Here is a 20218-nt window from a genome sequence, read left to right as displayed (position 1 = left end):
CATGAACCCGGTGCCGGTGATGAAGCTGGTCGAGGTCATCCGTGCCCTGCCGACCTCGGACGAGACCTACCGGGACACCGTCGATCTGGCGGTCAGGATGGGCAAGGTCCCGGCCCAGGCCGGCGATTATCCGGGCTTCATCGCCAACCGCATCCTGCTGCCGATGATCAACGAGGCGATTTTCTGCCTGTACCAGAGCGTCGGCGATTGCGAGGCGATCGATACGGTCATGAAACTGGGGATGAACCACCCGATGGGGCCGCTGGCCCTGGCCGACCTGATCGGTCTCGACACCTGCCTGGCGATCCTGGAGACCCTGCACAAGGGCCTCGGCGATCCCAAGTACCGCCCCTGCCCGCTGCTCCGGCAATATGTCGAGGCCGGGTGGCTGGGCCGCAAAAGCGGCCGCGGTTTTTACGAGTACCCCCCGAAAGCGTGAACCCGATCCTGCAGCTGCGACAACAGGACTAACGCCATGCCGCCAGACGGCGGCATGGCTGAATACCAACCGACAGGAGTTTTGCCATGAAATTTGAATTGACTGAAGAACAGAATCTGCTCCGTGACATGGTACGCCAATTCGCCGAGACCGAGGTCGCCCCCTCTGCCGCCGAGCGCGACGAGCAGGAGCATTTCGACCGTGCCCTGATGTTTGACCGTCTGGGCGAACTCGGCCTCACCGGCATCGTCTTCCCCGAGGAATACGGCGGCGCCGGCGCCGACTACATCAGCTACGCCATCGCCGTCGAGGAGCTGTCGCGGGTCTGCGGCTCGACCGGCGTCACCCTTTCCGCCCACCTGTCCCTGTGCTCCAACCCGATCTACCTGTTCGGCACCGAGGAGCAGAAGAAGAAGTACCTCGTCCCGCTGGCCGAGGGCACGGCCCTGGGCGCCTTCGGCCTGACCGAGCCCTCGGCCGGGTCCGACGCCGGCGGCACCAGGACCACCGCGGTCCGCCAGGGTGACGAATGGATCCTCAACGGCACCAAGATCTTCATCACCAACGCCGGCGACGCCGACACCTATGTCGTCCTCGCTCGGACCGACAAGGAGGCCCAGAAGCACCACGGCATCAGCGCCTTCATCGTCGAGAAGGGAACCCCGGGGTTCTCGTTCGGCAAGAAGGAGAAGAAGATGGGCATCCGCTCGTCACCGACGATGGAGCTGGTGTTCGAGAACTGCCGGGTTCCCCACGAAAACATGCTCGGCGAGGAAGGGATCGGCTTCAAGGTGGCGATGAAGACCCTCGACGGCGGCCGCATCGGCATCGCCTCCCAGGCCCTCGGCATCGCCCAGGGTGCCCTCGAGGCCGCCATCAACTACACCACCCAGCGGGAGCAGTTCAACAAGAAGATCACCGCCTTCCAGGGTGTGTCGTTCCAACTCGCCGACATGGCGACCCAGGTCCAGGCCGCCCGGCTGATGGTCTACAACGCCGCCTACCGGGCCAGCGCCCACCTGTCCTATTCGCAGGAATCGGCAATGGCCAAGCTGTTCGCCAGCGAGACGGCGATGCGGGTCACCACCCAGGCCGTGCAGCTGTTCGGCGGCTACGGCTACACCCGTGAGTTCCCGGTCGAACGCATGATGCGCGACGCCAAGATCACCGAGATCTACGAGGGAACCAGCGAGGTCCAGCGTCTCGTTATCGGCGCGGCCCTGACCCGCTGATGACTGTCCGCTGATCGTTTCCGCCCATCGGCAGGGACCGGCTCGCAAGGCCGGCCCCTGCCGTCCCGCTGACCCAGGGAGATGTCGCTCGGCACTCCCGTTTTTTTTGTGATCGCCATGGAATTCACCCGCGAAATTTACTGGAACGTCGGCCACGGCGCCGCCACCCTCGTACCGATGTACCTGCTGGCCATAGCCGCCATAGCCGCCCTCGTCTATGGCTTTGTGCGCCGGGCCGAAACGTATAAGCTCGGCAAACCGAAGGATCGCTTCGACCAGCCGCTGGCCCGCACCGCCGCCATGCTGCGCGACGTGCTGCTCCAGACCCGGGTCCTGCGGGTCAAGGGACCGGGCCTGGCCCACTCGCTGTTCTTCTGGGGCTTCGCCCTGCTGTTCGTCGGCACCGCCCTGATCGTGATCCAGGCCGACTTCACCGACCTGCTGTTCGATGTCGTCTTCCTCAAGGGCGCCTTCTACAAGCTCTTCAGCCTGGTCCTCGACCTCGCCGGTCTCGCCGCCCTGGTGACGCTCTTCGCCCTGCTGATCCGGCGCTGGGTCATACGCCCGGCGGGACTGCTGACGAGTCGTGATGACCTGATCATGCACGGCCTGCTGTTCGCGATCCTGCTCACCGGGTTCTTCATCGAGGGGGCGCGGATGGCGGTCACCGAGGCCGGCAACCCGCTGGCGGCCTGGTCGCCGGTCGGGATGGGACTGGCCGGACTGGTCGGCGGCCTGGGGGAATCGACCCTGCTCGCCCTCCATCGCGGCCTGTGGTGGTTCCACCTGCTGCTGGCGGTGCTGTTCATCGGCCTGATCCCCTTCACCAAGTTCCGCCACATCCTGACCACCAGCGCCAACCTCTTCCTCGCCAACCGCGGCCCGGTCGGCAAACTGGCGACGATCGATCTCGAAAACGAGAACACCGAATCGTTCGGCGCCCGCACCGTCACCGACATGAGCTGGAAGGACATCTTCGATGCCGACGCCTGCACCCTGTGCAAGCGCTGTCAGGATCGCTGTCCGGCCTACAACACCGACAAGCCGCTGTCGCCGATGCAGGTCGTCAACCGGATCGGCGAGACCGCCTTCACCGCCCCCGATGCCGACCTGATCGAGACCGTCGGCCGCGACGCGATCTGGTCCTGCACGACCTGCCGGGCCTGCCAGGACATCTGCCCGGCGGCGATCGAGCACGTCGACAAGATCGTCGAACTGCGCCGCAACCTGGTGCTGATGGAGGGGGAATTCCCCGGCGACGAGGTCATGACGGCGATGGAGCAGATCGAGGTCAACGGCAACCCGCTGGGGATGGGCTATGCCGCCCGCGGCGACTGGGCCGAGGGCCTGGGGCTGGTCGACGCCGGCAGCAGCCGGGACTTCGACGTCCTCTACTTCGTCGGCTGCTATGCCAGCTTCGACAAGCGCAACATCGCCGTCGCCCGCAGCTTCGTCAAGCTGTGCCAGGCCGCCGGCCTCAAGGTCGGCATCCTCGGCAAGGACGAGAAGTGCTGCGGCGAGCCGGCCCGGAAGATGGGCAACGAGTACCTGTACCAGACCATGGCGGGCGAAAACATCGGCACGATCGAGGCCTCCGGGGCCAGGCGGATCGTCACCACCTGCCCGCACTGCTACAACACCCTGACCAAGGATTATCGCGATCTCGGCCTGACGATCGAGGTTCAGCCGCATCCGGTCTTCCTGTCGCAACTGGTGGCCGAGGGCCGGCTCAAGATCGATGCCGCCTCCTTCGACTGCAGCTACCACGACTCCTGCTACCTCGGCCGCCACAACGGCCTGTATGGGGCACCGCGGCAGCTGATCGAGTCCGCCGGCGGCCGAATCGCCGAGATGGAAAAGAACCGCGACCAGGGCTTCTGCTGCGGCGCCGGCGGCGGCCGGATCCTCGCCGAGGAAAAACTCGGCAGCCGGATCAACGTCGCCCGGGTGCAGCAGGCGGCGGCCACCGGCACCTCTCTGCTGCTGGCCAACTGCCCCTTCTGCCTGACGATGTTCGAGGACGGGGTCAAGGGCGCCGGGATCGAAGAGAGTCTGCGGCCCCGCGATATCGCCGAGGTCCTGGCGGAACGCCTGCCGGCCTGAGCGGGCGGCCGGGATTTCTCCTGCTGGTCGAAATGAAACCCTTTCCTGTGTCATTTCGTGCGCCAGCAAGAAATCTCGTTGTTCCCGCCAGGGCAAAGGTCATGATCCCGCCCCCGCTGTCATTTCGAAGCGAAGCGAGAAATCTTGTCGACCTGACCCGGGACACCGCCTGTCGGAATGACAGGGCAATCAGATACCGATTCGAATGTTGATTACCAAGAGGCTGACAAACAAAAATCTTTCTTGTGGAGGAACACAATGAAACTGCTGGTTTGCATCAAACAGGTTCCGGACATGGAATCGAAATTCAAGATCGACGCCGACGGGGTGTGGTACGACCGCTCCGATCTGGCCTGGCGGATGAACGAATACGACGAGTTCGCGGTCGAGCAGGCGGTCCAGGTCAAGGAGGCCACCGGCGCCGACCTGACCGTGCTCTGCATCGGCCCGGAGCAGGTCAAGGAAACGATGAAGAAGGCCCTGGCGATGGGCTGCGACCGCGGCGTCCACATCGCCGACGACCAGAGCCACCGCCGCGACCCGTATCAGATCGCCTCGCTGATCGCCGCCTTCGCCGGGGACAAAGGCTTCGACCTGATCTTCACCGGCATGCAGTCGCAGGATCGCGGCAGCGGCCAGGTCGGGGTCATGGCCGCCGAACTGCTGGGCCTGCCGGCCGTCACCACGATCGTCGGTTTCGCCCTGGCCGGTGACAAGATCACCGTCAAGCGTGAACTCGAGGGCGGGGTCAAGGCCACGGTCGAGGCCACCCTGCCGGCCCTGGTGACCTGCCAGCTCGGTCTCAACACCCCGCGCTACCCGACCCTGCCCAACATCATGAAGGCGAAGAAGAAGGAACTGCTGGCCGTGGCCGCCGCCGATCTGAGTCCGGCCGACGCCCTGCTGCAGACGGTGAAGTTGACCTTCCCGGAAAAGAAGGGCGGCGGCGTGTTCCTCGAGGGCGATGTCGGCGAGGTCGCCGACCGGCTGATCCGGATCCTGAAAGAAAAGACCAGCGTACTGGCATAGGAGGCTGATATGAAAATGCTGTTGGTGGCGGAATACAGACAAAAGAAATTACTGGAAAGCTACACCGAGCTGCTGGCCTTCGCCGGTCAGTTCGGGGCCGATTGCGCGATGTTCCTGGTCGGTGACGGCGCCGCCGAGCTGCCGAAATTTGCCGGCAAGCTCTACCTCGCCGATGTCGCGACCTTCGGTGAATACAACCCCGACGCCCACAAGCGCCTGCTCCTCGACGTCGTGGCCCAGGAGCAGCCGGAGATGATCGTTCTCAGCCACAGCTCCTACGGCTGGGATCTCGCCCCGCGGCTGGCCGCCGGCCTCAAGGCGGCGCAGGTGTCGGAGGTGGTGGCGGTGGACGACGGCCGTCTGGTCGTGCCGGCCTGCAACGCCAAGCTGCGCCGGACCGTCTCCGGCACCGGGGCGGTGACGGTCGCCACCCTCCAGGCCGGGGCCTTCTCGCTGGCCGAGGCGGCCGCCGGCAGCCCCGAGGTCATCGCGGTCACAGGCGAAGGCCAGGGCCGGGTCGCGCTGCTCGGCTACGAGGCCGCCGAACATGGCGGCGTCGACCTGACCAAGTCGGAGGTCATCGTCAGCGCCGGCCGCGGGGTCGGCAAACCCGACAACATCCCGCTGGTCGCCAATCTGGCCAAGGCCCTGGGCGGCGAATACGGCGCCAGCCGGCCGGTGGTCGACGCCCAGTGGGTCGAGCACAACCGCCAGGTCGGCACGACCGGCCTGACCGTGGCGCCGAAGCTGTACGTCGCCTGCGGCATCTCCGGCGCCGTCCAGCACCTCGCCGGGATGAAGAAGTCCGAGTTCGTGGTGGCGATCAACACCGATCGCGACGCCCCGATCGGCGATGTCGCCGACGTCTTCGCAGTCGCCGATCTCAAGCAGCTGCTGCCGGTTTTGACCGAAAAACTCCAGGCCCTCTAGGGCCGGGCGGCGGGACGGCAACCCCCCTGCACCACTGCCGTCCCGCCATTTTCTCCCCGCCGACGGCATTACCCCGGCTATAGCGGCTTTCTCTTCCACCCTGTCTCCAACCTTCAACACTATCCGGCGACGGAGCGAGATATGCGCTCCTGCCGGTTCCCGCCTGACAGGCCCGCCTCTTTTTTCCCGGTTTCTTCGACTCCCGGACCGGTTTCCGCTCAGGATCCTCTCGGCACAGCACCCTTCACCCAGCACGGGACGATCCCTGCCGGCGCCAACTTTTTCTATACAACCCGGCCTCGAATGCTTAGAATGATCAGAGGTTGAGTACAGGGGGGGACATGCTCAACGGCGGTTGAGCATGTCTTTTTCCTCATCATCCGCAAGATGACTGCCAAAGGAGTATCACCATGAACAGGATTGCCGGATTACTTGTTTTGACCTTGGCCCTGATGCTGCCGCAGGCGGCGGCGGCGCGGGTCGACGTCAATGTCAGCATCTCCATCCCTCCGCAGGTCGCCTTTGCCGCCCCGCCGCAGATGATCGTCATTCCCGAGACCTATGTCTATGCCGTCCCGGATATGGATGTCGATATCTACTTTTATGAAGGCTGGTGGTGGCGGACCTGGGAGGATCGCTGGTACCGCTCCCGGAGCTACGATTCGGGCTGGGTGTATTACGAAAGCGAGCCGGTCTTCTACCGCGACGTCCCCCGGGAGTGGCGGCGCTGGTACCACGAACGCCGCTGGCGAGACTACCGCTGGGACCATCGCCCGATCCCTTACCAGGAGGTCAGGCGCAACTGGCGGGACTGGGAGGAAAACCGCTACTGGGAGCGGGAAACCACCTGGTACGTCGACGGCCTGCAGCGATCGGAATCGGTGCATGTCGATGTCATCGTCGCGGCGCCGCCGCCCGTGACCTTCCGTCAACCCCCGCAACTGGTGGTCATTCCCGAGACCTATGTCTACGCCGTGCCCAGTATCGACATAGACATCTACTTCTTTGACGGCTGGTGGTGGCGGTCATGGGAGAACCGCTGGTACCGCTCCCGGAGCTACAGTTCCGGCTGGGTCCACTACCAGCACGTCCCGGTCTTCTACCGGGATATCCCCCGGGAGTGGCGACGTTTTTACAAGGAACGCCGCTGGCGCGATTATTCCTGGGAGTATCGACCTCTCCCATACCGCGAGGTCGAACGCAACTGGCAAAGCTGGGAGCGAAACAAGTATTGGGAAAAACAAAAGAAATGGAACATTCGGGCTAAACCGCCGAAATCGTCGCGACAACACTACGACGTCGTCGCGCCGGCAGGGCCGCAGCATCGCCAGGTCATCAGCCCGCCGGCGCAGAAGGTCTATCGCCAATCCGGGCCCCCGGTCCAGAAAATATACCGACAGACCGGACCGCCGGCACACAAGGGGGGGAAACCACCCCAGGCCGCAAAACCACCGAAAGGCAAACCTGACAAAGGCCATGCAAAGGGCAACGGAAAGGGCAATGAAAAGGGCAACAAGGGGAATAATGGCAAGGGCAATAAAAACAAGTAATCGGCCCGAATAACCCGACGTCCGGGATCTCCGCCTCGTCAACCAGTCTCCGGCGCCGTTGGCATCACCCCGACCTGCCACCGGCGCCGGCCGACAACACTCCCCTTCTCAGCCCCGGCCGATCCCGCACCGCCTCAGCCCGTCGGCCAGCAGCGCCACGACTGCCGAGCGTCCGCGGTCGTCCACCACCAGGTTCTGATTGATCTCCAGCTCGAGACCGAGATACCCCCTGTCGCCGCAACGCCGCCGCAGGGCAGTGGGATGGCCGTCGGCGACGCCGCGATAGGGGTGGTTCATCCGCAGCGACAGGTGCGGGTCGAGGCTCCGCATCGCTGCCGCCCATCTTCGGGCCAGATCCCCCTCCCCCTCCCGCCGTGGATCGTAGAGGAGGCCGATGTCGTTGGAGCGCACCACCCCGAGCAGGACCGGGGTGAAGGAGTGAACGGAGAGGTGCAGTACCTCGCCATCCCTGGCGATGATCTCCTCGACGGCGGCAAGGACGGCGTTGCGGAACGGGGTGTAGTAGCGGGCGACAACCTCCGCCCTGGCGGCCCGGGGCAGGTGCTTCGAAAAATCGGAGAACACCCCCCGGTGGTGGAGGGAGCGGTTGAGGTCGATCAGCAGGCGGCTGCATTCGCCGTAGAACGCTGCCTCGGCCAGCCCCTCCAACCCCCGGCAGACCGGGGCGGCGCCGATATCGTAACTGCGGTGGGAATGCAGCAGATGCCGGGCGCCGGTCAGCAGTTGAACATACGGTTCGGGAAGCGCCGGGAAGGCATGTTCACAGCTGAGCAGCAGTCTCACGGCACAAACTGCGTGTTGGTTGCCAGCGACCGGGCCAGCCGGCGATAGACCTCCCGCAGCCGCTCGCGGCCGGTATCGCCGCCGAGGGCACAGAGGATGCGCGTCGCCAGACACCCCTTTTCCAGGATCAGCGCCAGGGCCGCCCGGCTGCCGCCATCGATCCTCCCGGCGCAGCGGTCGAACAGCCCGTCCCAGACCGCCTGCACCGGCATCCGCCGCTCGTCGAAGCCAAGCAGCCGCAGATAGTGGCGATCCGCCACCACCGCCTCGCCGCCGGCACGGATGACCCGCAGAAACAGGTCGCGCAACATCTCGGTATCGACTGCACCCTGGGCGCGAGAACCGGACCACTCCCCGGCTGCCAGGGAGCGCAGACATTCGATCAGCAACCGGGCGATGCTGCAGTCGGCCAGCGGACATTCCTGGGTGTCGAGGATCCTGATCTCGATCGTCCCGCGGTCGAAACGGGCGATCGCCCCCCGGGCGTTGAGGAAATAACGGTCCATGATCCCCTCCCGGTCGAAGGGCGCAATCGCCGCCATGATCGGGGCGAAGATCCGCGCTTCGTACTCCGCCTCGCTGGTGACCGGCTCCGGGATCAACCGCCCGGTCAGGGCCGGCAGGCGGTCCTGGTTGTGAAGGTAGACGTCGAGCCGCGAATCGAGCCACCCGGTCGGCTCCCCGTCGAAGATCGGCGAGGCGGCGGACAGCGCCGGCAGCAGCGGCAGCAGCAGGCGGATGGCGGTATGGAGCCGGGCAAACTCATCATCGCCGGCAAACGGCAGGTTGAGGTGGGCGCTCTGGAGGTTGGCCCAGCCATGGCCGCGACAGTCGAAGATCGTATTGTAGAGGTCGTAGATCTCGTGGGCATCGTGGGGCCACAGCACCATCTCCCGCCCCGGGTCCATCCACGGATGGGCCCCGCCCGGCAGCAGCATCGCGCCGTGACGGGCGAGCAGACCGTTGATGAGCTCGACATTGCGATGAAAATCGGCGGCGGCACGCTGCAGGTCGGCAGTCGGGCCGTTGGTCTTGAGCTCGAGGACATGGGCCGCCAGTTCGTTCGACCAGGCGATCGCCCCATTGTCGACATCCGACACCTGGTGGCCGGCAAAATCCTGGAACAACCGGTCGACGACCGGCCGGACGTCGAGGCTGTCGCGGTCGACGACCATGTACTCGATCTCGAGGCCGAAAGCGGCGAAGAGAGACAGGACCGGCGTCGTGTTCATAACGCCGTCCCCCCGCCGGTGCGTTCGACGATCCGCCGCATGAAGGCGTCGATGATCCGGCGGTAGACGACATCGCCCTCTCCAAAATCCTCAACGCCCTCGTCGATATTCGGGTTCTCGTTGATCTCGATGACGATCGGCCGGCCCTTGACGGTCTTGATATCGACGCCGTAGAGACCGGGGCCGATCGGCTTCACCGCCTTTTTCGCGATCTTCAGGATCGCCGGCGAAACGTCGGCCAGCCGCACCCCCTCGAAGCCGCCGGAGACCTCGCTGCCCTTCTCCGCCTCCCAGTTGTAGATCTGCCAGTGGTTCCGGGCCATCAGGTACTTGCAGGCGAAGAGCGGATCGCCATCGAGGATCCCGATCCGCCAGTCGAATTCGGTGAAGATGAATTCCTGGGCGATGAGCAGCTCCGATTTCTTCAGCATCGATTCGACCAGCGCCTCCAGTTCATCGCTGGTCTCGGCCTTCTTGACCCCGAAGGAGAAGGTGGAGTCGGGCAGTTTCAGTACGCAGGGGAGCTTGAGCGCCGACTCGACGAGATGGCGGTTGCGGCGGTGGACGATCATCGTCTTCGGGGTCGCCACCCCGGTCGACTGCAGCAGTTCGGCGAGATAGACCTTGTTGTTGATCTTGAGGATCGACTCGGGATAGTCGAGCAGGGCGATCCCCTCACGCTGGGCCTGGTGGGCGAACTGGTAGGTCTCGTTGTTGACGTGGGTGTTCTGGCGGATGAACAGCGCATCGTACATCAGCAGCCGGCTGTAATCCCTGGCCGAGATCACGTCGACGTTGAAGCCGGCCTTCTCGCCGTAGCGGACGAACTTCTGGATCGCCTTCCAGTCCGAGGGCGGGGCCGGATCATCGTCGCGGTACAGGATCGCCATGGCGTAGCGACCGATATGTGTCCCCGCCTTCCCCGAGCCGTAGCGTTTCCGCGAGAAATAGTCCTCGGCCCGGCGCAGCACGAATTCGAAATGATTGTCCGGGATATCCTTGGCCGAGATCGTCCTGACGCTCTTGATATGCCACAGCCGGCTGGTGCTGCGGACGAATCGGACCCGGAGGAAGGGCACGCCGAACATCCGGTAGAACAGGTTGCTGAGGTCGTCGTACTTCTCGGCGAGGTTGCGGCCGAAATAGACGCTGAGGACGAACTCGTCCGAGCGCAGGTCCCTGAGGCGGCGCTGGATCAGGCTGTCCATGTCCTCCGAGACCATCTTGATGACGAAGGGCTTGTGGACATCGAGGAGGTTGCGCACCGTCGGGATCGGCTTGTGGCCGCGGGCCTCGGCCAGCAGCGAGACATAGTAGCCCTTCGACTGGTAGCTGTAGGAGCGGCAGAGGTTGAAGACCCGCAGTTTTCTGGCCTTGGCCCAGTCGGGGTTGGTCAGGTACTCGTGGGAGGAGACGATCGCCAGGTTCGCCCCCCTGATCTTCCAGGTCTCGGGATTGTCGACGACGATGACCTTGTCCATTATCGCCTCGCCGGCTGGACGATCAGCAGGTTGGCGTCGTAGGTGACGCTGCCGAGGTGGATGGCGTTGATCAGCCGCTGCACCGGCAGGGTATAGTACTGCGAGCCGCTCAAGGGGTTGCCGCTGTAGGGATCGGCGATCCGGACCATATCGACCGCCGCGTATTCGGTGAGGACGACGAAATGGCCCATCGGTTCGCCGCTGATGTCGTTGTAGACAGAGCGCTTGCCGCGGCTGACCTCCCGCATCGAATTGTAGAGATAGGTAGCGGACAGACCGGTCAGGATCGGGATCGACAGCTGCAGGATGCCCTTGAGCAGTTCCGGGGTCAACGGGTCGAACAGGATCCGCCCGCCCTGCTGGAGGAAGGTGATGTAGGCCTGACTGGCCTGGAGAAAGCGCTTCCTGTTCTTGTGCTCCTGCTGCCGTTCGAGCTTGGCGATCAGGGCCGGCGGCTCGAGGCCGGCCCAGGTCGGATCGAACATCTTGAGGTTCCAGGAGTAGATGGTGGCGTCCATGCCGCGCCGCAGGGCGTCGATGCCGAGGTAGACGGCGAGGGTGCCGCCGGTCTCGAGCGACCGGATGTCGGTGATCAGCCGTGCCAGTTCGACTTCGAGGTCATAGTAGCGGTAGACCGCGTGCAGCGAGGTCGGACCGCAGGAATTGTCGTCGGGCTGGGGGAGGATCGTCAGTTCCATGCCATTTATCCTGAGGGAAAAACATTGTCCGGCCCTGGGCGAACCGGTGCTATCTCATCATGCCAGAGGCAGGAAGCGACCGTCAACACCTTCTTCGGCAAATCCTCGCTTCGGCCGACACCGGTTCCGGCTTTCCCGCCTTTATCAATCGATTCGAATCGGTTATGATACCAGTTTCGCCGCAACCGGCGCAACGTCACCTGCGGCCGGAACCAGCCGCCATTCAAATCGATACGATCCCCCAACCACCTGACAGCCATGCGCAATATCCTTCTCGACCTCGACGGCACCCTCACCGACTCCAGCCTCGGCATCACCCGCTGCGTCCAGTACGCCCTCCAGCAACTCGGCCGACCGGCGCCGCCGGCCGACGAACTGCTGTTCTGTATCGGTCCGCCGCTGCTCGAGAGCTTCACCGTCCTGCTGCCGGACGGCTCACCCGACCTGCCCCGCGAGGCGGTGCGCCAATACCGCGACCGTTTCGACCGCATCGGCAAGTTCGAGAACCGGGTCTACGACGACATTCCCGAGGCCCTGGCCGGACTGCAGGATCAGGACTGCCGCCTGTTTCTCGCCACCTCCAAGGCCGAGGTCTTCGCCCGCCAGATCCTTCACCACTTCGAACTGTCCCCCTTCTTCACCGCCATCTACGGCGCCCGGCTCGACGGCAGCCTCTGCGACAAGGGTGAGCTGATCGGCCATATCCTCGAGCAGGAACGACTGGCGCCGGCCGAGACCCTGATGGTCGGCGACCGCAAGCACGACATGATCGGGGCGGCGACCTGCCGGATCGGCAGCGTCGGCGTGACCTACGGTTTCGGCAGCGAACAGGAGCTGACCGCTCATGGCGCCCATCACCTGGTCCATGCGCCGCTGGCCCTGCCGGGCCTGATCGCCCGACTGCGCCGGGAGGAGAACGGCGGCACGGCGGAGATTCCCCGCCAATGATCGCCGGCTTCCCGCCGGTGGCTGCGGCCGATGCCCGCCTGCTGATCCTCGGCAGCATCCCCGGACGGGCGTCGCTGCAGCACCAGCAGTACTACGCCCACCCCCGCAACGCCTTCTGGCCGATCATCATACAGGTGTTCGGCGCCGCCCCCGACCTTCCCTACCCCGACAAGCTGCGGCTCTTGACCGATCACGGCATCGCCCTGTGGGATGTCATCGGCCAATGCCGGCGACCCACCAGCCTCGACAGCGATATCGAGCCGGTGTCGGTTCAGGTCAACGATTTCTCCCGTTTCCTCGCCGCCCACCGCCACATCGCCACGATCTGCTTCAACGGCACCACCGCCGAGGCCACCTTCCGGCGACGCATCCTGCCGTTCCTCGATCTGGAACGGCAGCCTCTCACCTTCCACCGCCTGCCATCGACCAGCCCGGCCAACGCCGGCTGCAGCTATGCCGACAAGCTGGCCAGATGGCGCAGCGCTCTGACGGGGGGAGATCATTGAGGCCCGGCGAGAAAAAAATCAGCCCATGGCCACGAGGAATATTTGGAATTCCCACCGTAACAGGTATTATCAACTGAGGCCTGAAACGCCTTGACGATGTTTCCGGCACGGCCCCCAGCCATTTTTCCACTCCACTCATCCAGACAAAGACCTTGATTCTTCGATCTCTGATGCGGCCAGTCTTGTTCTTTTCCACCGCCTGGCTCCTGCTGCTCGTCGCCTGCGCCCCGGTCGGTCCCGAATACCGGCCGCCGGCCGCCAACCTGCCGGACAACTGGTCTGACGGCCGGCGGCCGGCGACCTCTGCCGCCCTTCACCACTCTCGCCGCTGGTGGGGCATGTTTGCCGATCCCATCCTCAACGGCCTCGTTGACCGCGCCATCGCCGCCAACCACGACCTGCGCATCGCCACCAGCCGGATCACCGCCGCCCGGGCCCGACTGCGGCAGACAACGGCAGCGACCGCCCCTTCCCTTGACGCCGGCGCCGGCGCGACCCACTCCCGCCGCAGCGGCAACGCCGGCAGCGACGGCGGCAGCCGCGACCTGTTCGAGGCCGGATTCGACGCCGCCTGGGAACTTGATCTCTTCGGCGGCCGGCGCCGATCGATCGAGGCCGCCACCGCCACTCTCGCCGCCTCGGAAGAGAACCGCCGCGACATCCTCGTCTCGCTCGAGGCCGAGGTGGCCCGCACCTATTTCGAACTGCGCGGCAGCGAACGGTTGCTGGCCACCGCCCGCAACACCCTGGCGGCCCAGGAGAAGACCCTGGCGGTCGTCACCGGCCGCCGCCAGCTCGGTCTGGCCTCCGATCTCGATTCCGCCCAGGCGCAGACCCAGAAATCTCTCGTCGCCGCCCAGATCCCGACCCTGGAGCAGAAGATCACCGCCGGCCGCAACCAGCTCGCCCTGCTCCTCGACCTGCAGCCGGCCGAGATGGCCCGTCGCCTGGCAGGCGCCGCTCCGGCGTTCACCCTGCCGTCCAACCTGCCGCCCGGCCTCCCCTCCGATCTGCTCCGCCGCCGCCCCGATATCCGCCAGGCCGAACGCCTTGTAGCCGCGGCGACCGCCGAGGTCGGGGTCGCCACCGCCGACCTCTTTCCCCGGTTCTCGCTTTCCGGGCTCATCGGCCTGCAGAGTTCGAGCCTGTCCGACCTCGTCAGTTCCGGCAGCCGGTACTGGTCGATCGGCCCCTCGCTCAGCCTGCCGGTGTTCAACCGCGGCCGGCTCCAGGCCGCCGTGACCATCACCAAGGCGGAGTTGGAAGAGACCGAGGCCACCTACGAAAAGATCGTGCTCGCCGCCCTGCTCGAGACCGAAAATGCCCTCGTCGGCTACTCCCGCGAGCAGGAGACCCGTGCCCGGCTGGCCGCGGCGGTTGAAACCGGCAGTCAGGCCCTGACCTTCAACGAGGGTCTCTACGCCGCCGGGCTGGCCGACCTCACCGACGTCCTCGCCAGCCGGCGCACCCTCTATGCCGCCCAGGAGCAGCTGATCATCAGCGACCAGCGACTCGCCGCCAATGTCATCGCCCTTTACAAGGCCCTGGGCGGCGGCTGGCACATCACCGAAGCCACCCAACCGACTCCCCCAGCCCCCGGGATATCTCCATGACCGCAAGCCCAGATTACCCATACTCTCCTTCGTTCCAGTTCTGGCGCCGGATGCTGCCGCGGCCGGCCCTGACCTTCGTTCTTCTCCTGCTGCTGGTTGCCGGTTGTTCCGGCAACGACCGGGACAAGGACGCCAGGGGCGGCGCCGATCGCCGGGCCGCCACCGCGGTCACGACCGCCCTCTGCCGCACCCAGGACATCCCGGTCGTCATCACGGCCACCGGCCGGGTCGAGGCCTCGGCCTCGGTCGCGATCAGGGCCCAGGTGGGCGGCATCCTTCACACCATCCACTTCCGCGAAGGCCGGGAGGTGCGGCAGGGAGAGCTGCTGTTCACCATTGATTCCCGCCCCTATCAGGCCCAGCTCAAGGCGAAGGAGGCCCTGCTGGCCAAGGACCAGGCCGAACTCGACAACGCCGTCAAAGAGCTGGAACGCTACCGTCCTGCCGCCGGCAAGGGCTTTGTTTCCCAGGTCCAGGCCGACCAGGCCGCCACCCGGGTCGCCAGCCTGAAGGCCGCGGTCCTGGCCGACCGCGCGGCGGTCGACAGCGCCCGTCTCGACCTCCAGTACTGCACCCTGACGGCGCCTTTCGCCGGCCTGGCCGGTGAGATCCAGGCCGATGCCGGCAACCTGGTCAAGGCGGGTGACGATACCCCGCTGGTGATTATCAACCGGATCGCGCCGGTCAGCGTCGCCTTCGATATCGCCGGCGAACGGTTGCCGGAGGTGCAGCAGGCGATGGGCCAGGGCGGCCTGGCGGTGGAGGTCGCCCTGGCCGGCTCAGACCAGGCCGTCGCGACCGGGGACCTGACCTTCATCGACAACAGTATCGACCCGGCCACTGGTTTGATCCGGTTCAAGGCCGACTTCGCCAACACCGACCGGTTGCTGTGGCCGGGGCGGATGGTGGCGGTATCGCTGCAGCTCGGCCACCGCCGCAGCGTCCCGGTCGTGCCCAGCCAGGCGGTGCAGATCGGCCAGGACGGCGCCCATGTCTTCGTCGCCAGGGATGATCACACCGTCGCTTACCGCCAGGTCGTCACCGGAGTTCGGCACGGCGGCGAGACCGAGATCGTCCAGGGCCTGGCGGCCGGCGAGCGGGTCGTGACCGACGGCCACCTGCAGCTGGTCGACGGCGGCCGGATCGAAGACCGCAGCGACCGGCCGGCCGGCGTCGGCAACGGGACCGGGACCGGAAATGAAGGCCACCGCGGCGCCGGCGCCAATGGCGAGGACGGTGGCCAATGACCGGCGGGCTCTCCGATCTCTGCATCCGCCGGCCGGTGATGACGGTGCTGGTGATGGTCAGCATCATGCTTTCCGGCCTGATCGGCTATCGCCTGCTGCCGGTGGCCGACCTGCCCAACGTCGACTTTCCGACTATTCTGGTGACCGCCTCGCTGCCCGGCGCCAGCCCGGAAACCATGGCCTCGACGGTGGCGACGATCCTCGAGAAGGAGTTCTCGGCGATCGCCGGCATCGATTCGATGAACTCCGTCAGTTCGACCGGCCGGGTCCAGATCACTATCCAGTTCTCGCTCGAGCGCGATATCGACGCCGCCGCCCAGGACATCCAGACCGCCATCGCCCGCACCGTCTCCCGCCTGCCCGACGACATGCCGTCGCCGCCGTCGTTCCGCAAGATCAACCCGGCGGCGATCCCGATCATGTTCATCGCCCTGACCAGCCCGTCGGTGCCGATGTCGGTCCTCGACCAGTACGCCCAGACGATGAGCGAGCGGATCTCGATGCTGAGTGGGATATCCCAGGTATCGATCCGCGGCACCAAGAAATACGCGGTTCGGGTCCAGCTCGACCCCAAGGCGCTGCAGGCCTTCGATCTCGATGCCGACCAGGTGGCGGCGGAGATCAACGCCCAGAACGTCAACATCCCGATGGGCCAGCTGAGCGGGCCGCAGCGGACGCTGACCCTCAAGGCCGACGGCCAGCTCGACGCCGCCGGCCAGTACCGCCGGATCGTCGTGGCGGTGCGCGATGGCCGGGCAATCCGGCTGGAGCAGGTGGCGACAGTTCTCGACGGCGTCGCCAACGACAAAGACGGGGCCTGGATGTACACCGCCGCCGACCGGGCCAACGCCATCTTCCTCGCGATCCAGAAACAGCCGGGCAGCAACACCCTTCAGGTCGCCGAACGGGTCAAGGACCTGTTCCCGGCCTTCCGCGCCAACCTGCCGGAGGCGGTGCGGATGACCCTGCTGCGCGATGCCAGCAAGTCGATCAAGGCCTCGGTCGACGACGTCCAGTTCACCCTCCTCCTCACGCTGATCCTGGTGGTGCTGGTGATATTCCTCTTCATCCGCAACCTGTCGTCGACGATCATCCCCAGCCTGTCGCTGCCGATGTCGATCTTCGGCACCTTTGCGGTCATGTACCTGCTCGACTACTCGCTCGACAACATCTCGCTGATGGCCCTGACCCTGTCGGTCGGCTTCGTCGTCGACGACGCCATCGTCATGCTCGAGAACATCGTCCGCCACCTCGAGATGGGCAAGAACCGGATGCAGGCGGCGCTCGACGGGGCCCGGGAGGTCGGCTTCACGATCGTGTCGATGACCGTATCGCTCGCCGCGATCTTCATCCCGCTGCTGTTCCTCGGCGGCATCCTCGGTCGCCTGTTCCGCGAGTTCTCGGTGACCATCGCCGTCGCTGTCGTCGTCAGCTGCATCATCAGCCTGACCCTGACGCCGATGCTCGGCAGCCGCTTCCTCCGCGAGCAGCAGCAGGTGCGCCATGGCCGCTTCTACCAAACCACCGAGCGGATGTACCTGGGATCGCTGGCGATCTATGACCGCAGCCTCCGCTTCGTTCTCCGCCATCGCCTGGCGACGATGGTGCTGTCGCTCGCCATCCTTGTCGCCACGATCCAGCTGTTCCGGGTCGTGCCGAAGGGCTTCATCCCGTCGGAGGACCGCGATTTCATCAGTATCTCGACCCAGACGGCGCAGGACATCTCCTGGGAGTCGCTGGTGACGCACATGCAGGAGCTGGCCGAGATCGTCCGCCGCGACCCCAACGTCGAACGGTTCATGATGAGTGTCGACGACAACGGCACGATGATGGTAACCCTCAAGCCGCGGGCGGAACGGGAGCTGAGCGTCGACGAGGTCATCGCCGACCTGCGGCCGCAGCTCAATGCCGTGCCCGGCATCCGCGCCATGCTGGTCAACCCGCCGCCGATCAACATCGGCGGCCGCCGCGCCCGCAGCCTCTACCAGCTGACACTGCAGGGCACCGACACGAACCAGCTCTACCGGACCGGGGAGGAACTGGAGCAGCGGATGCGGCAGCTGCCGGGCCTGACCGATGTCTCGAGCGACCTGCAGCTGAAGAACTCCGAGCTGCAGATAGAAATCGACCGCGACCGGGCCCTGCTCCTCGGGGTCTCGCCGCGGCGGATCGAGAGCAGTCTCTACAATTTCTACGGCGACCGCTCGGTCTCGACGATCTACGCCCCCAACGACCAGTACGACGTCATCATGGAGATCCAGCCGCAGTACCAGGACGATGCCGACGATCTGGCGAGCATCCATGTCCGCTCCGACCAGGGCGCCCTGGTGCCGCTGACCTCGGTCGTCACGATGCGGCCGGGGCTGGGGCCGCTGTCGATCAACCACTCCGGCCAGCTGCCGGCGGTGACCCTGTCCTTCAACGTCCGCCCCGGGGTCTCGCTCGGCGAGGCGGTCGGCAGCCTCGAGACGCTGACCGCCACCCTGCCGGACGGCATCCAGTCGACCTTCCAGGGCAGCGCCAAACAGTTCCAGGAGTCGCAGGCGGCGATGGGCTGGCTGCTGCTGCTGTCGATCGTCGTCATCTACATCGTCCTCGGCATCCTCTACGAGAGTTTCATCCATCCCCTGACCATCCTCACCGCCCTGCCCTTCGCCGGCTTCGGCGCCCTGGTGACGCTGCTGCTGTTCGACACCGAACTGACGATCTACGCCTTCGTCGGCATCATCATGCTCGTCGGCCTGGTGAAGAAGAACGGCATCATGATGATCGATTTCGCGATCGAGGCCCGCGCCAAAGAAGGCAAGAACGCCGAGGAGGCAATCCTCGCCGCCTGCCTGATCCGTTTCCGACCGATCATGATGACGACGATGTCGGCGCTGATGGCCGGCATCCCGATCGCGATCGGCTTCGGCGCCGGCGGCGAGTCGCGCCAGCCCCTGGGCCTGGCGGTCGTCGGCGGCCTGCTGTTCTCCCAGACCCTGACCCTCTATGTCACCCCGGTGTTCTACCTGTACATGGAGGAGTTGCAGCAGTGGAGCAGGGGCAGAATTCACCCCGTCGCGGAGTGAGGTCCTGATAAAAGTCACCAGTACAGGAGATCTGCCGCAATGGCCATCAAGATGACCGCCGAGGAGAGAAGCTGGGTGCTGTACGACGTCGGCAACTCGGCCTTCGTCCTGGTCATGGTGACGGCGATCATGCCGATATTCTTCAAGGATTATGCCGCCAGCCACCTGCCGGCGGCGGCGTCGACCGCCAACTGGGGCTTCGCCAACTCGACCGCCTCGCTGATCCTGGCTCTGCTCGCCCCGATCCTCGGGGCGCTGGCCGACTACCGCGGTCGCAAGAAATTATTCTTTCTCGTCTTTGTCGGCATTGGCCTGTGCTTTACCCTGGCCCTGCCGATCGTCCGGGAAGGCCAGTGGCTGCTGTGCCTTGTCCTGTTCGTCATGGCCCGGGTCGGCTGGGCCGGGGCCAACATCTTCTATGACGCCTTCATCACCGATGTCACCAGCCATCAGCGTATGGACGCCATTTCCTCCCGCGGCTACGCCTGGGGCTATATCGGCAGCGTCATCCCCTTTCTGGCAGTGATCGCGCTGCTGCTCACGGTTGGGATGGCGAACGGCCTGCCGCCCGTCGCGACCAAGATCGGTTTCATCGTCGTCGCCCTGTGGTGGCTCGCCTTCGCCATCCCGATGCTCAAAAATGTCCGCCAGGTCCATTACCTGCCGGCCTCCGCCGCCCCGCTGGGCGACAGTTTCGTCCGGCTGTTCACGACCTTCCGGCAGATCCGCCGCCATCGCCGGGCCTTCCTGTTCCTGCTGTCCTATTTCTTCTACATCGACGGGGTCGACACCATCATCACGATGGCGATGGCCTACGGCCGCGATCTCGGTTTCAGGGTCACCCTGCTGATCGTGGTACTGCTGTTCATCCAGATCGTCGCCTTTCCCTTCGCCCTGCTCTACGGCCGGCTGGCGATGCGCTTTTCGGCCCGGACGATGCTGCTGGCCGGGATCGCGGTCTACGCCCTCGTCACCCTGATCGCCTTTTTTCTCCCGTCAATCGCCGACATGGGACTCCGAACCCTGGCCTTCTGGGGCCTCGCCTTCCTGGTGGCCTCATCGATGGGCGGGATCCAGGCCCTGAGTCGGAGCTACTTCGGCAAACTCATCCCCGCCGAAAACAGTTCCGAATTTTTCGGCTTCTACAACGTCTTCGGCAAATTCGCGGCGATCACCGGACCGTTCCTGATGGGTGTCGTCGGCCGGCTGACCGGCGACACACGCTGGGGGGTGCTGAGCATCCTGGTCCTGTTCATCATCGGCGCCTGGCTGCTGGGCCGGGTGGAAAAGGACGAGGCCGGGGCTTGACTGCACCTCGCCCGGCATCTCCCTCAA

General features: G+C 65.4%; 17 protein-coding genes. 12 read left to right on the top strand and 5 right to left on the bottom strand.

The features are described from left to right. From HNQ81_RS14850 to HNQ81_RS14825, 6 genes are all read left to right on the top strand, one after another. Positions 1–439 (top strand): 3-hydroxyacyl-CoA dehydrogenase family protein (locus tag HNQ81_RS14850; RefSeq protein ID WP_244960488.1); only part of this gene is annotated, 439 nt, incomplete at its 5' end. A gap of 86 nt (positions 440–525) precedes the next feature. Continuing rightward, a complete protein-coding gene (locus HNQ81_RS14845) occupies positions 526–1671 on the top strand; it encodes an acyl-CoA dehydrogenase (protein ID WP_183352095.1) in 1146 nt (381 codons plus the stop codon). A 117-nt stretch (positions 1672–1788) separates the two neighbouring features. Next, positions 1789–3774 carry a heterodisulfide reductase-related iron-sulfur binding cluster gene (locus HNQ81_RS14840; protein ID WP_183352094.1) on the top strand — a complete coding sequence of 662 codons (1986 nt, stop codon included), beginning with the start codon at positions 1789–1791 and terminating at the stop codon, positions 3772–3774. A gap of 258 nt (positions 3775–4032) precedes the next feature. Continuing rightward, positions 4033–4803: an electron transfer flavoprotein subunit beta/FixA family protein gene (locus tag HNQ81_RS14835; RefSeq protein ID WP_183352093.1), complete on the top strand. Its 771-nt coding sequence runs from the start codon at positions 4033–4035 to the stop codon at positions 4801–4803. A gap of 9 nt (positions 4804–4812) precedes the next feature. Then, positions 4813–5733 (top strand): electron transfer flavoprotein subunit alpha/FixB family protein, encoded by a 921-nt coding sequence (locus HNQ81_RS14830; RefSeq protein WP_183352092.1) that lies wholly within the window; start codon positions 4813–4815, stop codon positions 5731–5733. Between the two features lie 410 nt (positions 5734–6143). Further along, positions 6144–7283: a hypothetical protein gene (locus HNQ81_RS14825; RefSeq protein WP_183352091.1), complete on the top strand. Its 1140-nt coding sequence runs from the start codon at positions 6144–6146 to the stop codon at positions 7281–7283. 108 nt (positions 7284–7391) lie between these two features. Here the strand turns inward: HNQ81_RS14825 and HNQ81_RS14820 are convergent, their stop codons facing one another. The 5 genes from HNQ81_RS14820 to HNQ81_RS14800 are packed head-to-tail and all read right to left on the bottom strand — an operon-like array spanning position 7392 to position 11758. Then, positions 7392–8087 carry an N-formylglutamate amidohydrolase gene (locus HNQ81_RS14820; protein WP_183352090.1) on the bottom strand — a complete coding sequence of 232 codons (696 nt, stop codon included), beginning with the start codon at positions 8085–8087 and terminating at the stop codon, positions 7392–7394. Beyond that, positions 8084–9319: a carboxylate-amine ligase gene (locus tag HNQ81_RS14815; RefSeq protein WP_183352089.1), complete on the bottom strand. Its 1236-nt coding sequence runs from the start codon at positions 9317–9319 to the stop codon at positions 8084–8086. Before HNQ81_RS14815 ends, HNQ81_RS14820 begins: the two co-directional genes overlap by 4 nt. Next, on the bottom strand, positions 9316–10800 hold the full coding sequence (locus HNQ81_RS14810) for a RimK family ATP-grasp domain-containing protein (RefSeq protein ID WP_183352088.1): 1485 nt from the start codon (positions 10798–10800) through the stop codon (positions 9316–9318). The genes HNQ81_RS14815 and HNQ81_RS14810 overlap by 4 nt, the downstream gene beginning before the upstream one ends. Next, positions 10800–11498 carry a cysteine peptidase family C39 domain-containing protein gene (locus tag HNQ81_RS14805; protein ID WP_183352087.1) on the bottom strand — a complete coding sequence of 233 codons (699 nt, stop codon included), beginning with the start codon at positions 11496–11498 and terminating at the stop codon, positions 10800–10802. Before HNQ81_RS14805 ends, HNQ81_RS14810 begins: the two co-directional genes overlap by 1 nt. A 5-nt stretch (positions 11499–11503) precedes the next feature. Then, positions 11504–11758: a hypothetical protein gene (locus HNQ81_RS14800; RefSeq protein ID WP_183352086.1), complete on the bottom strand. Its 255-nt coding sequence runs from the start codon at positions 11756–11758 to the stop codon at positions 11504–11506. Here HNQ81_RS14800 and HNQ81_RS14795 point away from each other — a divergent pair. From HNQ81_RS14795 to HNQ81_RS14770, 6 genes are all read left to right on the top strand, one after another. Beyond that, the gene (locus tag HNQ81_RS14795; protein ID WP_183352085.1) at positions 11757–12446 is read left to right on the top strand and encodes an HAD hydrolase-like protein; all 690 of its coding nucleotides are present in this window, start codon (positions 11757–11759) and stop codon (positions 12444–12446) included. The genes HNQ81_RS14800 and HNQ81_RS14795 overlap by 2 nt on opposite strands. Next, entirely contained in the window at positions 12443–12952 is a 510-nt protein-coding gene (locus HNQ81_RS14790; RefSeq protein ID WP_183352084.1) for a DNA-deoxyinosine glycosylase, read from the top strand. Before HNQ81_RS14795 ends, HNQ81_RS14790 begins: the two co-directional genes overlap by 4 nt. A 170-nt stretch (positions 12953–13122) precedes the next feature. Further along, complete coding sequence (locus HNQ81_RS14785) at positions 13123–14565, top strand: efflux transporter outer membrane subunit (protein ID WP_183352083.1); 1443 nt, start codon at positions 13123–13125, stop codon at positions 14563–14565. Continuing rightward, positions 14562–15812 (top strand): efflux RND transporter periplasmic adaptor subunit, encoded by a 1251-nt coding sequence (locus HNQ81_RS14780; protein ID WP_183352082.1) that lies wholly within the window; start codon positions 14562–14564, stop codon positions 15810–15812. The genes HNQ81_RS14785 and HNQ81_RS14780 overlap by 4 nt, the downstream gene beginning before the upstream one ends. Further along, positions 15809–18883, top strand: a complete 3075-nt coding sequence (locus HNQ81_RS14775) for an efflux RND transporter permease subunit (protein WP_183352081.1) — start codon at positions 15809–15811, stop codon at positions 18881–18883. Before HNQ81_RS14780 ends, HNQ81_RS14775 begins: the two co-directional genes overlap by 4 nt. A gap of 39 nt (positions 18884–18922) precedes the next feature. Beyond that, positions 18923–20191 (top strand): MFS transporter, encoded by a 1269-nt coding sequence (locus HNQ81_RS14770; protein ID WP_221270886.1) that lies wholly within the window; start codon positions 18923–18925, stop codon positions 20189–20191. Positions 20192–20218: the final 27 nt, after the last annotated feature.

This window comes from Desulfoprunum benzoelyticum (assembly GCF_014201505.1).
GTDB classification, from domain to species: Bacteria; Desulfobacterota; Desulfobulbia; order Desulfobulbales; family Desulfocapsaceae; genus Desulfoprunum; species Desulfoprunum benzoelyticum.
Note: the sequence above shows the minus strand (reverse complement) of the source record. Positions and strands in the feature narration are given on the sequence as shown.